This window comes from Pseudomonas carassii (assembly GCF_036324045.1).
In the GTDB taxonomy this organism is placed as follows: domain Bacteria; phylum Pseudomonadota; class Gammaproteobacteria; order Pseudomonadales; family Pseudomonadaceae; genus Aquipseudomonas; species Aquipseudomonas peradeniyensis.
Window position 1 is genome coordinate 45693 of sequence record NZ_JAZDCT010000036.1, and the last position, 18794, is coordinate 64486.

General features: G+C 67.6%; 8 protein-coding genes. 3 read left to right on the plus strand and 5 right to left on the minus strand.

Features of this window, described 5'->3' with window-relative positions; all coding sequences use genetic code 11:
* The gene (gene ccoO / locus V0R62_RS22165; RefSeq protein ID WP_110739384.1) at positions 1 to 609 is read right to left on the minus strand and encodes a cytochrome-c oxidase, cbb3-type subunit II; all 609 of its coding nucleotides are present in this window, start codon (positions 607 to 609) and stop codon (positions 1 to 3) included.
* Positions 610 to 622: 13 nt separating this feature from the next.
* The gene (ccoN, locus tag V0R62_RS22170) at positions 623 to 2047 is read right to left on the minus strand and encodes a cytochrome-c oxidase, cbb3-type subunit I (RefSeq protein WP_186714778.1); all 1425 of its coding nucleotides are present in this window, start codon (positions 2045 to 2047) and stop codon (positions 623 to 625) included.
* A gap of 49 nt (positions 2048 to 2096) precedes the next feature.
* On the opposite strand from ccoN, the gene V0R62_RS22175 reads away from it, so the two are divergent.
* Positions 2097 to 2789, plus strand: coding sequence for an alpha/beta family hydrolase (locus V0R62_RS22175; protein WP_330105237.1), 693 nt, complete (start codon positions 2097 to 2099; stop codon positions 2787 to 2789).
* A 66-nt stretch (positions 2790 to 2855) separates the two neighbouring features.
* On the opposite strand, the gene ppnP is transcribed toward V0R62_RS22175, so the two are convergent.
* On the minus strand, positions 2856 to 3140 hold the full coding sequence (gene ppnP, locus V0R62_RS22180; RefSeq protein ID WP_038705716.1) for a pyrimidine/purine nucleoside phosphorylase: 285 nt from the start codon (positions 3138 to 3140) through the stop codon (positions 2856 to 2858).
* Between the two features lie 73 nt (positions 3141 to 3213).
* The gene (locus V0R62_RS22185; RefSeq protein ID WP_050706567.1) at positions 3214 to 3765 is read right to left on the minus strand and encodes an exonuclease domain-containing protein; all 552 of its coding nucleotides are present in this window, start codon (positions 3763 to 3765) and stop codon (positions 3214 to 3216) included.
* Between the two features lie 188 nt (positions 3766 to 3953).
* Here V0R62_RS22185 and V0R62_RS22190 point away from each other — a divergent pair, with 188 nt between their 5' ends.
* Positions 3954 to 4754 carry a substrate-binding periplasmic protein gene (locus V0R62_RS22190; RefSeq protein ID WP_408005723.1) on the plus strand — a complete coding sequence of 267 codons (801 nt, stop codon included), beginning with the start codon at positions 3954 to 3956 and terminating at the stop codon, positions 4752 to 4754.
* 203 nt (positions 4755 to 4957) lie between these two features.
* On the opposite strand, the gene V0R62_RS22195 is transcribed toward V0R62_RS22190, so the two are convergent.
* Entirely contained in the window at positions 4958 to 5485 is a 528-nt protein-coding gene (locus V0R62_RS22195) for an RNA polymerase factor sigma-70 (protein ID WP_028692886.1), read from the minus strand.
* Positions 5486 to 5804: 319 nt separating this feature from the next.
* On the opposite strand from V0R62_RS22195, the gene V0R62_RS22200 reads away from it, so the two are divergent.
* Positions 5805 to 18752, plus strand: coding sequence for a non-ribosomal peptide synthetase (locus V0R62_RS22200; RefSeq protein WP_330105238.1), 12948 nt, complete (start codon positions 5805 to 5807; stop codon positions 18750 to 18752).
* Positions 18753 to 18794 lie beyond the last annotated feature (42 nt).

Sequence of the window (18794 nt, forward strand, 5' to 3'; positions counted from 1 at the left end):
TCACCTCTTGTTCTTGATCGCGGTGCCGAGCACCTGCAGGTAGGCGACCAGCGCATCCATCTCGGTCTTGCCCTTGACCGCGTCCTTGGCACCGGCGATGTCGTCGTCGGTGTAGGGCACGCCGAGGCCGCGCAGGACGCGCATCTTGACGTCGGTGTGGCTGTTGTCGACCTGCGCGGCCACCAGCCATGGGTACGACGGCATCTTCGATTCCGGTACCACGTTGCGCGGGTTGTACAGGTGCGCGCGGTGCCAGTCATCCGAGTAGCGGCCGCCGACCCGGGCCAGGTCCGGGCCGGTACGCTTGGAGCCCCACAGGAACGGGTGGTCCCACACGCTCTCGCCGGCCACCGAGTAGTGGCCGTAGCGCTCGGTCTCGGCACGGAACGGCCGGACCATCTGCGAGTGGCAGCCCACGCAGCCTTCGCGGATGTAGATGTCGCGGCCTTCGAGCTGCAGGGCGGTGTAGGGTTTCATGCCCTCGACCGGCTTGTTGGTGACGTCCTGGAAGAACAGCGGGACGATCTGGGTCAGGCCGCCGATGCTGACGGCGAACACCATCAGCAGGGCCATCAGGCCTATGTTTTTCTCAACGACTTCATGGTTCATCAGGCTCTACTCCTCAAGCCAGCTGGGCGTTGGCGGTGGCTTGCTCGGCGGCCGGGGCGCGCACGGTGCGCCAGGTGTTCCAGGCCATCAGGAACATGCCGCTGAGGAAGATCACGCCGCCGACGAAGCGCACGACGAAGCCTGGGTGGCTGGCCACCAGGGTTTCGACGAACGAGTAGGTCAGCGTGCCGTCGCTGTTGACCGCGCGCCACATCAGGCCCTGGGCGATGCCGTTGACCCACATCGAGGCGATGTAGAGCACGGTGCCGATGGTGGCCAGCCAGAAGTGCGCGTTGATCAGCCCGAGGCTGTACATGCGCTCCTTGCCGAACACTTTCGGGATGGTGTGGTACAGCGCGCCGATGGAGATCATCGCCACCCAGCCGAGGGCGCCGGCGTGGACGTGGCCGATGGTCCAGTCGGTGTAGTGGGACAGGGCGTTGACCGTCTTGATGGCCATCATCGGGCCTTCGAAGGTGGACATGCCGTAGAACGCCAGGGAGACGACCAGGAAGCGCAGGATCGGGTCGCTGCGCAGCTTATGCCAGGCGCCCGAGAGGGTCATCATGCCGTTGATCATGCCACCCCAGCTCGGGGCCAGCAGCACCAGCGACATGATCATGCCCAGCGACTGCGCCCAGTCCGGCAGCGCGGTGTAGTGCAGGTGGTGGGGACCTGCCCAGATGTACAGGGTGATCAGGGCCCAGAAGTGGACGATCGACAGGCGATACGAATACACCGGGCGCTCGGCTTGCTTGGGCACGTAGTAGTACATCATCCCCAGGAAACCGGCGGTCAGGAAGAAGCCCACGGCGTTATGCCCGTACCACCACTGCACCATGGCATCGGTGGCGCCGGCGTACAGCGAGTAGGACTTGGTCAGGCTGACCGGTACTTCCAGGTTGTTGACGATGTGCAGGATCGCCACGGTCAGGATGAAGGCGCCGAAGAACCAGTTGCCCACGTAGATGTGCTTGGTATTGCGCTTCATCAGCGTACCGAAGAACACCACGGCATAGGCCACCCAGACGATGGTGATCAGGATGTCGATCGGCCATTCCAGTTCGGCGTATTCCTTGGTGCTGGTGTAGCCCAGCGGCAGGCTGATCGCCGCCAGCAGGATCACCAGTTGCCAGCCCCAGAAGGTGAACGCGGCCAGGCGTGGCGCGAACAGGGTGGTCTGGCAGGTGCGTTGCACCGAATAATAGGAAGTGGCGAACAGGGCACAGCCGCCGAAGGCGAAGATCACCGCGTTGGTGTGCAAGGGTCGCAGGCGGCCGAAGCTGGTCCACGGCAGGTCGAGGTTGAAGGCGGGCCAGGCGAGCTGGGCGGCAATGAAGACGCCGAGCCCCATCCCGACGATGCCCCACACCACCGTCATGATGGCGAATTGGCGGACCACCTGATAGTTGTAGGCGGTACTGCTGGTTGTGTTCATGTATGGGTTCCCATCCACGGTTATAGGCAGGCTAAACAGCGAGGCAAGCATGATTAATGGGCAAAGTGCCGGTATTGACGGGGATCAATGGGCGAAGATCGGAAATGTCCCAGGCTTGCGCTGCGATCCTCCGAAAATGGCGGAGGATCGCGGCATTTCCAGCTGCCTGATCCTGGCCCATGGCGCCGGTGCGCCAATGGACAGCGGGTTCATGGAGGACATGGCGCAAAGGCTGGCGGGGCAAGGGGTAGGGGTGGTGCGCTTCGAGTTCCCGTACATGGCCGAGCGGCGCCTGAACGGCGGCAAGCGGCCACCCAATCCGCAGAAGGTGTTGCTCGAATGTTGGCGGACTGTATACGACCAGCTGCGACCATTGGTCGCAGGGCGGTTGGCCGTTGGCGGCAAGTCCATGGGCGGGCGCATGGCCAGCCTGCTGGCGGACGATTTGGGCGCCGATGCGCTGGTGTGCCTGGGGTATCCGTTCTATGCGGTGGGCAAGCCTGAGAAGCCGCGGGTGGAGCACCTGGCCGGGCTGCGCACGCGAGCGTTGATCGTGCAGGGCGAGCGGGATGCCCTGGGCAATCGTGAGGCGGTGGCGGGGTATGAGCTATCGCCGGCGATCGAGGTGAGCTGGCTGGTGGCGGCGGATCATGACCTCAAGCCGTTGAAGGCGTCGGGGTTCAGTCATGAGCAGCACATGCAGGCGGCGGCGGAGCGGGTGGCGGCTTTTCTGCGGGTGTAATCATCGCGGGGCAAGCCAGCTCCCACGAGGGTGGGAGCTGGCTTGCCCCGCGATGAGGGCCTCACCTTAGTCGCGGTACTCGCACAGGTAAGCGGTATCCACGGCCACCTTCAGCTGGAACTTGCTGTCGGCGGCCACGTTGAACTTGTCGCCCGCGTTGAAGGTTTCCCAGTTGTCGCTACCTGGCAGCTTCACGCTCAGGGCACCGGAGACCACGTGCATGATCTCGCGCTTGGCGGTGCCGAACTCGTATTCGCCCGGGGCCATCACGCCCACGGTGGCCGGACCTTCCTTGCCTTCGAAGGCGATCGACTTGACGGTGCCATCGAAGTATTCATTGACCTTGAACATCGGGCGACTCCTGAAAAAGGACTGAAAAAAGGGCTGGCCAGTATGCCCAAGGCCCGCCCCTGCGTCATCTGTTTCAGGTGCTGCCCGGTGGCAGGCTCAGGGGCAGCAGGCGCGCGGTGTTGCGGGCGTCTTCCAGGGCCCGGTGCTGCTGCCCGGTAAACTGCAGGCCGGCCAGTTGCAGGGCGCTGTTCAGGCCCGCCGGGCGCTGCAGGTGGCGGGCCTTGGCGAAGCGTTGCTTGAGGTTGATGTGCGGCAGTTGCTCCAGCAGGCTGCGCACATGGTGTGCCTGCCATTCCTGCAGCAGTTGCTTGCGGTCGTAGTCCCCCCAGCTGACCCAGGCCTGCAACTGCGCCTGGTGATGGCCCAGCCAGCGTTCGAACGCGGCCCAGACCTCGGGGAAGGGCGCGGCGGCATCGACCTCGGCCTGGCCGATGTGGGTCAGCTCGCGACAGAAGGGGGTCAGCTGCGGCCGCCGCCGGGGCCGCACGAAGCGCTGGAAGTGATCGACCTCGCGCCCGTCGCGGGTGACCAGGCTTGCGCCGATTTCAATGATTTCCATCTCCGTGACCGGCCAGCCGCCGTCGTCGGTGGTGGCTTCCAGGTCGATCACCAACCAGTGGCCCATGCCAGGCTCCCTATCAATGCCAAAAAGCCTGCGCGCTCGCCGCGGCGCGTGCACAGGCCAGTAGAGCGTAGCCAAACTCGAGGTCCACGACATCCCCTGGCACTTTGGCATATTCGGCGGTTGTGCCTGTGCAGGAAAACGCCTAGCTTAGGTGCATTCAGGCCTTTACCCGTGATGAGTGCCCCGACTTGATTCCACTGCCCAATGCCAAGCTGTCGTCCTCCCTGTTGCTGCTCGCGACGGTTTTGCTGAGTGCCGCGACACAGGCCGAGGTGGTGCGGGAAGTGAAGATCGGGGCGGCGCATTTCCCGCCTTACACCGTGCGTCCGGAGCAGGGGGCCGATACCGGTCTGCTGCCGCAACTGGTGGAGTCGCTGAACCGCTCGCAGTCCTTGTACCGTTTCGTCCTGGTGCCCACCTCGATTCCCCGGCGCTTCGGCGATTTCCAGCAGGGCCGCACCGACATGGCGATCTTCGAGAATCCGCAGTGGGGCTGGCAGGAGATCGAGCACAAGGCGGTGGACATGGGGCTGGAGGATGCCGAGATCTTCGTCAGTCGCCAGCAGGCCGGGCGTGACCAGCATTACTTCGACGACCTTGAGGGCAAGCGCCTGGCGCTGTTCAATGGCTATCACTACGCCTTCGCCGATTTCAACGCGGACCCGGCCTGGTTGAAGAAGCGCTACCGTGCCACGCTGACTTACTCCCACGACAGCAACCTGAACATGGTCGAGCGTGGGCGTGCCGACATCGCCCTGGTCACCCGCTCGTACCTGAGCGACTTCCTCCAGCGCAACCCGGACAGCGCCGGCCAGCTGCTGGCGTCGCAACGGGTCGACCAGGTCTACCACCACTACGCGCTGTTGCGCCCGGGGGCGGCGATCACTCCCGAGGCCTTTGCCAGCCTGTTGCGCCAGCTGCGGGAAAATGGCGAGTTGCTGCGCATCTTCCAGCCCTACAAGATCACCGTCGAAGCACCGCACGACTAAATTTCGGCGAAGTCGCCGCGTATTCAGTATTGAGTGTGCAGGATTCTGCAGTACCCAAGACAAACGCGCGCCCTGTAGGAGCGGCCTTGCCGAGGCGTCGGACCGGTCGGAAAGGGCCGCAAAGCGGCCCCGGCGATCTTTGCGTCAACACTGAGTTCTGGGAGCGCGCCCTGTAGGAGCGGGCTTGCCCCGCGATGACGGTGTCAGCCCAAGCGGCTGCTCTTGCGACAATGGATCAGCGCATCGCGGATCATGAAGTTGACCAGCGTCGGCGACACGCCCAGCTCCTTGGCGATGTCCTTCTGCGGCACGCCATGCAGGCGGTACATCTCGAAGGCGTAGCGGGTGCGCTTGGGTAGCTCGTCGAGAGCGTCGGCGATGTGTTCCAAGGTGGCGAGATTGATGTGGGTGGCTTCGGGCGAGGCATTCTGGATGACTACATTCATCCCTTCCTCTTCGCTGCCGGTGTATTTCAGCTCCATGGCCTGCTTGCGGTAGTGATCGATGGCCAGGTTGCGCACGATCTGGAACAGGTAGCTGAGCTGGGCCTTGAAGGAAGAGGTGATCTGCGGGGCGGCGCTAAGCCTGAAGAAGGCGTCCTGCACCACATCCTCGGCGCGGGAGCGGCAGCCGGTGATGCGCGCGGCGATCTTCACCAGGATGCTGCGGTTGTCGACGAATGCCTGGAGTAATGGTGAATCGCACTTACTTGTGGATAGTTGTTCCGCCATGGAAATCACCTTGTCTCGAAGAGGAGGGGGAGCGCACCGCTGGGGCAGGCTTCCTACGACGTGCGACAAACTATTCGTAATGATAATGATTGTCAAATACGAAAGTTAATGAGTTTTGATCCATTTTGGTTCTAAGCTCGAGGCTGTGAACTGCTTCACTCCATCCCTCTGCGCCCGGCCTTCCCGGGCCGTCCGACAGGCCTAATTTCTTCCCCGGCCCATCCGTTCCCCTGTGTACATCTCGGCTGCCGAACACTGCCCGCCTGTCATGCGCGGGCCAGTCAGGCGCGACTCACCCAGACACTGGCAGGAACATTCCATGACGGACGCCTTCGAACTCCCGCACTCGCTGGTCCAGGCCCTGGCGCAGCGCGCCGCCCAGACCCCAGAGCGCATCGCCTTGCGCTTCCTGGCCGACGCGCCCGGCGAGCCGGCGGTGCTCAGCTACCGGGACCTCGACCAGCGCGCGCGGACCATCGCCGCGGCGTTGCAGGCCCGGGCCGGGTTCGGCGAGCGTGCCGTGCTGCTGTTCCCCAGCGGCCCGGACTATGTCGCGGCCTTCTTCGGCTGCCTGTACGCCGGGGTGATCGCCGTGCCGGCCTATCCGCCGGAGTCTTCGCGCCAGCATCATCAGGAACGCCTGCTGTCGATCATCGACGACGCCGAGCCGCGCCTGCTGCTGACGGTAGAAGCGCTGTGTGACAGTTTGCAGGGCCTCGAAGCCCTGGCTGGCGCCAGCGCTCCGGGCCTGCTGGCCGTGGATCGTCTCGACCCGCAGTTGGCCGAGCAGTGGCGCGAGCCTGAGCTCAAAGGCAATGACATCGCCTTCCTGCAGTACACCTCCGGCTCCACTGCGCTGCCCAAGGGCGTGCAGGTCAGCCACGGCAACCTGGTGGCCAACGAACAGCTGATCCGCCAGGGGTTCGGCATCGACTTGAACCCGGACGACGTGATCGTCAGCTGGCTGCCGCTGTACCACGACATGGGCCTGATCGGTGGCCTGCTGCAGCCGATCTTCAGCGGCGTGCCTTGCGTGCTGATGTCGCCGGGCTACTTCCTCGCCCGACCGCAGCGCTGGCTGCAGGCGATCAGCGAGTACGGTGGCACCATCAGCGGCGGCCCGGACTTCGCCTACCGACTGTGCAGCGAGCGGGTCAGCGAGGCCGCGCTCGCCGGCCTGGACCTGAGCCGCTGGCGTGTGGCCTATTCCGGTTCCGAGCCGATTCGCCAGGACAGCCTGGACACCTTCGCCGAAAAATTTGCCGCCTGTGGCTTCGACGCCAGCAGCTTCTTCGCCAGCTATGGCCTGGCCGAGGCCACCCTGTTTGTCAGCGGCAGTCGCCGTGGCCAGGGCATCGGCGCCCTGGAACTGGATGCCGAGGCCTTCGCCGCCAACCGTGCCGAGCCGGGCAAGGGCAGTGTGCTGATGAGCTGCGGCTATCCGCAGCCGGGCCACGCGGTGCGCATCGTCGAGCCGCAACAGCTGCAGGTGCTGGCTGACAACCAGGTGGGCGAGATCTGGGCCGGGGGGCCGAGCATCGCCCTGGGTTACTGGCGCAACCCCGAGGCTAGCGCCCGCACTTTCGTCGAGATGGACGGCCAGACCTGGCTGCGCACCGGCGACCTGGGCTTCATGCGCGACGGCGAGGTATTCGTCACCGGGCGCCTGAAGGACATGCTCATCGTCCGTGGCCAGAACATCTACCCGCAGGACCTGGAAAAGACCTTGGAGCGTGAGGTCGAGGTGCTGCGCAAGGGCCGGGTGGCGGTATTCGCCGTCGATGACCAGGGCGAGGAGGGCATCGGCGTGGCGGTGGAGATCAGCCGCAACGTGCAGAAGGCACACACGCCCGAGACGCTGATCAACACCCTGCGCCGGGTCATCGCCGACGCCTGTCGTCAGGCCCCGGCCGTGGTCCTGCTGCTCAACCCCGGCGCGCTTCCCAAGACCTCCAGCGGCAAGCTGCAGCGCTCGGCCTGCCGCCTGCGCATGAACGACGGTAGCCTGGATATCTATGCGAGGTTCCCGACGGCGCAAACGGAGCAGGGTAATGGCGTGGCTGGTGACGACCTGCAGGCACGGATCGCCGGTATCTGGCGTGAGCTGCTCAAGGTCGAATCGGTGGCGGCGGACGATCACTTCCTGCTGCTGGGCGGCAATTCCATCGCCGCCACCCAGGTGACCGCGCGCCTGGGCGACGAGCTGGGCCTGCAACTGAGCCTGCGCACCCTGTTCGAAGCGCCGACCCTGGCCGAGTACAGCGCTGCCGTGGCGGCCATCCTTGACGAAGGCGGCAGCGCAGCCGGCGTGATCCGCAACCAGGACCGCGACCAGGCGTTGCCGCAGTCACTGGCACAGAATCGTCTGTGGCTGTTGTGGCAACTGGAGCCGCAGTCCGCCGCCTACAACATCCCCGCCGGTCTGCACCTACGCGGCGAGCTTGACGAGGCGGCGCTGCAGGCGAGCTTCCAGGCCCTGGTCGCCCGCCATGAATCCTTGCGCACGCTGTTCGACGAGGTTGACGGCCAGGCCGTGCAGCGCATCCTGCCGGACCAGTCGTTCAGCCTGCGTCATCTGGACCTCGAAGGGCTGTCGCCCGCCGAGGTGGCCGCGCGCCGCGAGGACGAGGCGCAGCAGCCGTTCGACCTGCGCCAGGGCCCGCTGCTGCGGGTGACCCTGGCCCGCCTGGACGATGAAGAGCACCAGCTGTGGGTGACCCTGCACCACATCGTCGCCGACGGCTGGTCGCTGAACATCCTGCTGGATGAGTTCGCCCGCCTGTACGCCGCACAGGGCCAGGCCGTGCAACTGCCCGAATTGACGCTGGGTTACGCCGACTACGGCCAATGGCAGCGCCAGTGGCTGGCCGACGGCGAGAGCGCCCGTCAGCTCGGCTACTGGAAAAACAAGCTGGGTGATGATCTACCGGTGCTCGACCTGTGCACCGACCAGCCCCGCGCCAGCCAGCAGCACACCCGCGCCGCGCGCCACAGCCTGAAGGTGCCGGCGGCGCTGACCAGCGCTCTCAAGGACCTGGCCCGCGACCAGCAGGCCAGCCTGTTCATGGTCCTGCTGGCCGGCTGGCAGGCCCTGCTGCACCGCTACAGCGGCCAGGGCGACATCCGCGTCGGCGTGCCCAACGCCAACCGCCCGCGCCTGGAAACCCAGGGCATGGTCGGCTTCTTCATCAACACCCAGGTGCTGCGCGCCGAGCTCGATGGCCGTCTGCCGTTCGCCGGGCTGCTGGCCCAGGCGCGCCAGGCCACCCTGGAGGCCCAGGCCCATCAGGACCTGCCGTTCGAACAACTCCTCGAGGCGCTGCCGCAGGCCCGTGAACAGGGCCTGTTCCAGGTCATGTTCAACCACCAGCAGCGCGACCTGTCGGCCCTGCGCCGCCTGCCCGGGCTGCTGGCCGAAGAGCTGCCGTGGCACAGCCGCGAGGCTAAGTTCGACCTGCAACTGCACAGCGAGGAAGACCACCAGGGCCGCCTGACGCTGGCCTTCGACTACGCCGCCGGGTTGTTCGAGGCGGCTACCGTCAAGCGTCTGGCCAGCCATCTGCTGGCCTTGCTCGAGCAGGTCTGCGCCGAACCGCAACTGGCCCTTGGCGAGGTGCGCCTGCTCGACGAGCAGGGCCGCGCGCAACTGCTCGGCTGGGGGCAGGCGCCGATGGCGAACGCGCCGCGCCTGCTGGTCGAGCAACTCAATGAACAGGCCCGCCTGACTCCCGAACGCACCGCGCTGGTGTGGGAAGGCGGTCAGCTCAGCTATGCCGAGCTGCACCAGCAGGCCAACCGCCTGGCCCATTACCTGCGCGACAAGGGCGTCGGCCCGGACACCTGCGTGGCCATTGCCCTCGAGCGTTCGCCGCAGTTGCTGGTCGGCCTGCTGGCCATCCTCAAGGCCGGCGGCGCCTATGTGCCGCTGGACACCGACTACCCGGCCGAGCGCCTGGCCTACATGCTGGCCGACTGCAAGGCCGGCCTGCTGCTCAGCCACGGCAGCCTGCTCGACAAGCTGCCGCAGGTGGACGGCATCAGCGCCATCGCCCTCGACCAGTTGCACCTGGACAGCTGGCCGAGCCAGGCCCCCGGCCTGCACCTGCACGGCGACAACCTTGCCTACGTGATCTACACCTCCGGCTCCACCGGCCAGCCCAAGGGCGTGGGCAACACTCACGCGGCCCTGGCCGAGCGCTTGCAGTGGATGCAGCAAACCTACGCGCTGGACGACAGCGACGTGCTGATGCAGAAAGCGCCGATCAGCTTCGACGTGTCGGTCTGGGAGTGTTTCTGGCCGTTGGGCACCGGTTGCCGGCTGGTGCTGGCCGGCCCCGGCGAGCACCGTGACCCGCAGCGCATCGCCCAGCTGATCCAGCAACACGGGGTGACCACGCTGCACTTCGTGCCGCCGCTGCTGCAGGTGTTCGTCCAGGAGCCGCTGGCCGCTGGCTGCACCAGCCTGCGCCGGCTGTTCTCTGGAGGCGAGGCGCTGTCCGCGGCCCTGCGTGATCGCACGCTGCAGCTGCTGCCGCAGGTGCAGTTGCACAACCGCTACGGCCCGACCGAAACCGCCATCAACGTTACCCACTGGCACTGCCAGTCGGACGACGGTGCGCGCTCACCCATTGGCCGCCCGCTGGGCAACGTGCTGTGCCGGGTGCTGGACGACGAATTCGAGCTGAGCGCGCCGGGCGTACCCGGCGAGCTGTGCCTGGGAGGCGCGGGCCTGGCCCGTGGTTACCTCGGCCGTCCGGGGTTGACCGCCGAACGCTTCGTGCCCCAGCCCGATGGCGACGGCGCGCGCCTGTACCGCAGTGGCGACCGCGCTCGCTGGCATGTGCCGAGCCAGGCCCTGGAGTACCTGGGCCGCCTCGACCAGCAGGTGAAGGTGCGCGGTTTCCGCGTCGAGCCCGAGGAAGTGCAGGCGGTGCTGCTGGCCCAGCCGGGTGTCGCCCAGGCGCTGGTGCTGATCCACCAGGACGCCGTCGGCGCCCAACTGGTGGGTTACTACAGCGGCATCGAGCAGAGCGACGCGCTGCTGGCCGCACTGGCCGAGCGCCTGCCGGCCTACATGGTGCCGGCGCAGCTCATCCACCTGGCGCAGATGCCCCTGGGGCCGAGCGGCAAGGTCGACCGCAAGGCGCTGCCGGCGCCGGTCTGGCAACAACGTGAACATGTCGAGCCGCAGAGCGCGCTGCAGCAGGAGGTCGCGGCGATCTGGCGCGAGGTGCTGAACCTGCCGCAGGTCGGCCTGCAGGACGATTTCTTCGCCCTCGGCGGCCACTCGCTGCTGGCCACCCAGATCGTCTCGCGCACCCGCCAGGCGCTGGATGTCGAGCTGCCGCTCAAAGCTCTGTTCGACGCCAGCGAGCTGGGCGCGTTCTGCGCCGAGATCGCCCGCCTGCAGGGCAGCGGCGAGCGCAACCGCCAGGGCGCCATCGCCCGTGTCGACCGCCGCCAGGCCGTGCCGCTTTCGTACTCGCAGCAGCGCATGTGGTTCCTCTGGCAGATGGACCCGCACAGCCCCGCCTACAACGTCGGCGGCATGGCCCGCTTCCAGGGGCCGCTGCATGTGGACGCCTTCGAGCGCGCCCTGCAGGCGCTGATCGTGCGCCATGAAACCCTGCGCACCACCTTCCCCAGCATCGACGGCAAGCCTTATCAATGCGTGGCCGACGACAGCCACCTGCAACTGCACTGGCATGACTTCAGCGCCCTGGCCGACGAGGCCCGCCAGCAACGCCTGCAGCAACTGGCCGACGACCAGGCGCACCAGCCGTTCGACCTGGAGCGCGGCCCGCTGCTGCGCGCCTGCCTGGTCAAGGCCGGCGAGCGCGAGCACTACTTCGTCCTGACCCTGCACCACATCGTCACCGAAGGCTGGGCCATGGACATCTTCGCCCGTGAGCTGGGCGAGCTGTACGAGGCCTTCGTCGACGAGCGCGAGTCGCCGCTGGCGCCGTTGCCGGTGCAGTACCTCGACTACAGCGTGTGGCAGCGCCAGTGGCTGGAAAGTGGCGAGGGCGCCCGTCAGCTGGCCTACTGGAAAGACCGCCTGGGCGACGAGCACCCGGTGCTGGCGCTGCCGGCCGATCGTCCGCGTCCAGCGGTGCAGAGCCACCAGGGTGAGCTCTACCGCTTCGACCTGGATCCGGCGCTGGTCAAGCGCGTGCATGCCTTCAACAGCCAGCGCGGCCTGACCCTGTTCATGACAATGACCGCTACCCTGGCCGCGCTGTTGCACCGCTACAGCGGCCAGCGCGACTTGCGCATCGGCGCGCCGGTGGCCAACCGCATCCGCCCGGAAAGCGAAGGACTGATCGGCGCCTTCCTCAACACCCAGGTGCTGAGCTGCGAGCTGGACGGGCAGATGAGCGCCGGCGCGCTGCTCGACCAGGTGCGCCAGACCATCATCGACGGCCAGTCGCACCAGGACCTGCCGTTCGAGCAACTGGTCGAGGCCTTGCAGCCTCCGCGCTCGAGCGCCTACAACCCGCTGTTCCAGGTGATGTGCAACGTGCAGCGCTGGGCCTTCCAGCAGAGCCGCGAGCTGGTGGGCATGCAGGTGGACTACCTGGTCAACGACGCCAGCGCCACCAAGTTCGACCTGTACCTGGAGGTCACCGACCTCGACGGCCGCCTGGGCTGCTGCTTCACCTACAGCCGCGACCTGTTCGACGAGCCGCGCATCGCCCACATGGCCGAGCACTGGCAGCAACTGCTGGTAGCGCTGATCGATGACCCGCAACAGCGCCTGTGCGAACTGCCGATGCTCGCCGAAGCCGAGCAGCAGGTGCTGATCGGCCAGCTCCAGGGCGAGCAGGACTTCGAGCTGAACCAGACGCTGCACGGGCTGTTCGCCGCCCAGGCCGAGCGCACCCCGCAGGCCCTGGCCCTGACCTTTGCCGGCAAGCACCTGAGCTATGCCGAGCTCGACCAGCAGGCCAACCGCCTGGCCCGCGCCCTGCGCGAGCGCGGCGTCGGCCCGCAGGTGCGGGTGGGCCTGGCGCTGGAGCGCTCGCTGGAGATGGTGGTGGGCCTGCTGGCCATTCTCAAGGCCGGTGGCGCCTATGTGCCGCTGGACCCGGAGTACCCGCTCGACCGCCTGCGCTACATGATCGAGGACAGCCGCCTCGGCCTGCTGATCGGCCAACGCGACCTGCTCGACACCCTGGGCGAACTGCCGCCGGGCGTCGCGCGCTGGAGCCTGGAGGACGATGCCGCGAGCCTGTCTGCCTACAGCGACGGTGCCCTGGACAACCTCAACCTGGCGCAGCACCAGGCTTATCTGATCTACACCTCCGGCTCCACCGGCAAGCCCAAGGGCGTGGTGGTCAGCCACGGTGAAATCGCCATGCACTGCAAGGCGGTGATCGCCGAGTTCGGCATGCGCAGCGACGACTGCGAGCTGCATTTCTATTCGATCAACTTCGACGCCGCCAGCGAACGCCTGCTGGTGCCGCTGCTGTGCGGCGCCCGCGTGGTGCTGCGTGCCCAAGGGCAGTGGGGCGCCGAGGAAATCTGCCAGCTGGTGCGCGAGCAGCAGGTCAGCGTGCTTGGCTTTACCCCGAGCTACGGCAGCCAGCTGGCCCAGTACCTGGCCGGGCAGGGCGAGCAGTTGCCGGTGCGCCTGGTGATCACCGGCGGCGAGGCGCTGACCGGCGAACACCTGCAGCGCATCCGCCAGGCCTTTGCCCCGCAACAGTTCTTCAACGCCTACGGCCCGACCGAGACCGTGGTCATGCCGCTGGCCTGCCTGGCACCGGACACGCTGCCCGTCGATGCCGGCAGCGTGCCGATCGGCCGGGTGATCGGCGCCCGCACCGCCTACATCCTCGACGACGATCTGGCCCTGTTGCCCCAGGGTGGCATCGGTGAGCTGTACGTGGGCGGCGCGGGCCTGGCCCAGGGCTACCACGACCGTCCGGGCCTGAGCGCCGAGCGCTTCGTCGCCGACCCGTTCAGCCATGACGGTGGCCGTCTGTACCGCACCGGCGACCTGGTGCGCCTGCGCGCCGATGGCCTGGTGGAGTATGTCGGACGTGCCGACCAACAGGTGAAGATCCGCGGCTTCCGTATCGAGCTGGGCGAGATCGAGAGCCGCCTGCAGGAGCACGCCGACGTCGAGGAGGCGGTGGTCCTGGCCCTCGACCTGCCGGGCGGCAAGCAACTGGTGGGCTACCTGGTGTGCCCGCAGGCCAGTGCCGACGGCGAGGCCCAGGCCCTGCTGCGCGAGGCGGTCAAGGCCGATGCCCGCCAGCACCTGCCGGACTACATGGTACCGGCGCACCTGGTGCTGCTCGACAGCCTGCCGCTGATGGGCAACGGCAAGCTCGACCGCCGCGCGCTGCCGGCGCCGGACCTGGAGCAGGCGCGCCAGCACTACCAGGCTCCGGCCAACGAGCTGGAAAGCCAGCTGGCGCAGGTCTGGCGCGAAGTGCTCAACCTGCCGCGCATCGGCGTGCAGGACAACTTCTTCGAACTGGGCGGCGATTCGATCCTGTCGATCCAGGTGGTCAGCCGCGCCCGTCAGCTGGGGCTGCAGTTCACCCCGCGCGACCTGTTCCAGCACCAGACCATCCAGACCCTGGCGGCGGTGGTGACCCGCAGCGAGGCGCCGAGCAGCATCGAGCAAGGACCGCGTGAGGGCAGAACCGGCCTGACGCCGATCCAGCACTGGTTCTTCGACAGCGAAGTGCCGCAACCACAGCACTGGAACCAGGCCGTGCTGCTGCAGGTACGCCAGCCGCTGCAGGCCGAGGCGCTGGAGCAGGCCCTGGCCGCGCTGGTCGAACACCACGACAGCCTGCGCCTGCGCTTCGGCCAGGCCAGCGGCCGCTGGCAGGCCGAGTACGCCCAGCCGAGCACCCAGCCGTTGCTGTGGACCGCGACCGTGAGCGATTTCGAGGACTGCCAGGCACTCTATACCGATGTGCAGCGCAGCCTCGACCTTGCCGAGGGGCCGCTGCTGCGCGCCTTGCTGGTCAGCGACGAGCAGGGCGCCCAGCGCCTGCTGCTGGCGATCCACCACCTGGTGGTCGATGGCGTGTCCTGGCGCGTCCTGCTGGAAGACCTGCAGGCGCTGTACCGCGGTGAAACGCTGGCCGCCAAGACCCATGCCATGGGCGATTGGGCGGCGCGCCTGGCCAGCTATGCCGGCAGCGATTCGCTGCGCGACGAGCTGGGCTGGTGGGAAGCGCAACTGGGCAACGCCCGTCGCGAACTGCCCTGCGACCATCCCCAGGGCGGCAACCTGCACCGCCATGCCCGCAGCATCGCCATCGAGCTGGATGTCGAGCAGACCCGCCAGCTGCTGCAACAGGCGCCTGCGGCCTACCACACCCAGGTCAATGACCTGCTGCTGACCGCCCTGGCGCGCACCCTGTGCCAGTGGAGCGGCGATCAACAGGTGCTGGTGCAGCTGGAAGGCCATGGTCGCGACGGCTTGTTTGAGGACATGGACCTGACCCGCAGCGTCGGCTGGTTCACCAACGCCTACCCGCTGAGCCTGAGCCCGCAGATGGGCGAGAGTGAATCGGCCCGTGCCGGCTCGATCAAGCGCATCAAGGAGCAGTTGCGCCAGGTGCCGCACAAGGGGCTGGGCCATGGCGTGCTGCGCTACCTGGCCGACGAGGCCGGGCGCGAACGCATGGCCGCGCTGCCCCAGGCGCGCATCACCTTCAACTACCTGGGCCAGTTCGACCAGCAGTTCGACCAGGCGGCGTTGTTCCAGCCGCTGGACGCCCCCGCAGGCCTGGCCCATGACCTCGACGCGCCGCTGCCGAACTGGCTGAGCGTCGATGGCCAGGTGTACGGCGGCGCGCTGCAACTGCGCTGGAGCTTCAGCGCCGAGCGCTACGACGAAGCGACCATTGCCCGCCTGGCCGAAGCCTACCGCCAGGAGCTGCTGGCCCTGGTCGGCCACTGCCTGGCGGACGGCAACGGCAGCTTCACGCCGTCGGACTTCCCGCTGGCGCAACTGACCCAGGAGCAGATCGACGCGCTGCCGATCCCGGCCGCCGAGATCGAGGACGTCTACCCGCTGACGCCGATGCAGGAAGGCCTGCTGCTGCACACCCTGCTCGAGCCGGGCACCGGCATCTACTACATGCAAGACCGCTACCGCATCAACAGCGCCCTCGACCCCGAGCGCTTCGCCCAGGCCTGGCAGGCCGTGGTGGCACGGCACGAGGCCTTGCGCGCATCGTTCAGCTGGAACGCCGGCGAAGCGATGCTGCAGATCATCCACAAGCCCGGCAAGACCCCGGTGGACTATCAGGACTGGCGCGGCCTCGACGAGGCCACCCAGGAAGCGCGCCTGCAGGCGCTGCACAAGCAGGAGCGCGAGGCCGGCTTCGAACTGCTGCGCGAAGCGCCGTTCCACCTGCGCCTGGTGCGCGTCGACGACGCGCGCTACTGGTTCATGATGAGCAACCACCACATCCTCATCGATGCCTGGTGCCGCTCGCTGCTGATGAACGACTTCTTCGAGATCTACCAGGCCCTGGGCGAAGGGCGCCAGGCCCAGCTGCCGGTGCCGCCGCGCTACCGCGACTACATCGGCTGGCTGCAGCGCCAGGACCTCGACGAGGCGCGCCAGTGGTGGCAGGCCAACCTGGCCGGCTTCGAGCGGGCCACGGCGATCCCCAGCGATCGGCCGCTGCGCCACGATCACGCTGGTGACGGCATGGTGGTGGGCGATTGCTACACCCGCCTTGAGGTGAGCGAGGGCGCTCGCCTGCGCGAACTGGCCCAGGCCCACCAGCTGACGGTCAATACCTTCGCCCAGGCGGCCTGGGCCCTGACCCTGGCCCGTTACAGCGGCGACCGCGACGTGGTGTTCGGCGTCACCGTGGCCGGGCGCCCGGTGAGCCTGCCGCAGATGCAGCGCACGGTCGGCCTGTTCATCAACAGCATTGCCCTGCGTGTGCAGATGCCGCAGCCCGGCGAGCGGCGCAGCGTGCGTGACTGGCTGCAAGGCTTGCTCGACCGCAACATGCAGTTGCGCGAGTACGAGTACCTGCCGCTGGTGGCGATCCAGGAATGCAGCGAGCTGCCCAAGGGCCAGCCGCTGTTCGACAGCCTGTTCGTGTTCGAGAACGCCCCGGTGGAAACCGCCGTGCTCGACCATGCCCAGCACCTGGATGCCAGTTCCGACTCGGGCCGCACCCACACCAACTTCCCGCTGACTGCGGTGTGCTACCCGGGCGACGACCTGGGCCTGCACCTGTCGTTCGACCAGAGTTACTTCGACTACCCAACCGTCGAGCGACTGCTCGCCGAGTTCAAGCGCCTGCTGCTGGCACTGGTCGAGGGCTTCGATGGCGAGGTGGATGAGCTGGCACTGCTGGGCGCCGACGAGCAGCACTTCCTGCTCGACGACTGCAACCGCACCGAGCACAGCTACGCCCTGGAGCAGAGCTACGTCGAGCTGTTCGAGGCGCGGGTCGCCGCGCACCCGCAGCGCACCGTCGCCCGTTGCCTGGAGGCCGCCTACGACTATGCCGGTTTGAACGTGGCGGCCAACCGCCTCGGCCATGCCCTGGTCGCGGCCGGGGTGGCCATCGACCAACCGGTGGCGCTGCTGGCCGAGCGCGGCCTGGCGCTGTTGGGCATGATCGTCGGCAGCTTCAAGGCCGGCGCCGGCTACCTGCCGCTGGATCCGGGCCTGCCGTCGGCGCGCCTGCAACGCATCGTCGAGCTCAGCCGCACGCCGGTGCTGGTGTGCAGCGCGGCCTGCGCCGAGCAGGCGCGCCAGCTGCTCGACGAAGTGGCGGGCGCGGCGCGGCCGAAGTTGCTGGTCTGGGAAGAGGTACAGGCGAGCAACGTGGCCAGCCACAATCCGGGCATCCACAGCGCGCCGGACAACCTCGCCTACGTGATCTACACCTCCGGCTCCACCGGCCTGCCCAAGGGCGTGATGGTCGAGCAGCGCGGCATGCTCAACAACCAGCTGAGCAAGGTGCCGTACCTGGCCCTGGACGAGCAGGACGTGATCGCCCAGACCGCCTCGCAGAGCTTCGACATCTCGGTGTGGCAGTTCCTCGCCGCGCCGCTGTTCGGAGCCAAGGTGGAGATCGTGCCGAACGCCATCGCCCATGACCCGCAGGGCCTGCTGAGCCATGTGCAGGCCACCGGCATCACCGTGCTGGAGAGCGTGCCGTCGCTGATCCAGGGCATGCTGGCCAACGACCATCAGGCTCTCGACGGCCTGCGCTGGATGCTGCCGACCGGCGAGGCCATGCCGCCCGAGCTGGCCGCCCAGTGGCTGCAGCGCTACCCGGTCATCGGCCTGGTCAACGCCTATGGCCCGGCGGAGTGTTCGGATGACGTGGCGTTCTTCCGCGTCGATGCCGCCTCGACCCAGGGCAGCTACCTGCCGATCGGCACGCCGACCGACAACAACCGCCTGTACCTGCTCGGCGAGGACCAGGCCCTGGTGCCGCTGGGCGCGGTGGGTGAACTGTGCGTCGCCGGTACCGGCGTGGGTCGTGGCTATGTCGGCGATCCGCTGCGCACCGCCCAGGCCTTCATCCCGCATCCGTATGGTGCGCCGGGCGAGCGCCTGTACCGCACCGGCGACCTGGCCCGCCGCCGTCCGGATGGCGTGCTGGAGTACGTCGGGCGTATCGACCACCAGGTGAAGATCCGTGGTTACCGCATCGAGCTGGGCGAGATCGAGGCGCGCCTGCACGAGCAAGCCGAGCTGCGCGATGCCGCGGTGGGCGTGCAGGAAGGCGCCAACGGCAAGCACCTGGTCGGCTACCTGGTGGCGCACCAGGGCGTCGCCGCCGACGCCGCGCTGCTCGACCAGCTCAAGCAGCGCCTGCGCGCCGAGCTGCCGGAGTACATGGTGCCGCTGCACTGGGGCTGGTTCGACAGCCTGCCACACAACGCCAACGGCAAGCTCGACCGCAAGGCGCTACCGGCCATCGAGATCGGCGGCCAGCATAGCCAGGCCTACCTGGCGCCGCGCGACGAGCTGGAGCAGACCCTCGCCGGCATCTGGGCCGATGTGCTCAAGGCCGAACGGGTGGGCGTGCGCGACAACTTCTTCGAGCTGGGCGGGCATTCGCTGCTGGCGACGCAGATTGCCTCGCGGGTGCAGAAGTCCCTGCAGTTGAACGTGCCGTTGCGAGCGATGTTCGAGTGCAGCACGGTCGAAGAGCTGGCGGACTATGTGCGCGGGCTGCAGGACAGCGCGCTGGATGACGCCAAGGTCGATCGGTTGAGCGATCTGATGGCGGAGCTGGAAGCGTTGTAACGGCCATCGCGGGGGCCCCCCCCCCCCCCCGGGGGGGGGGGG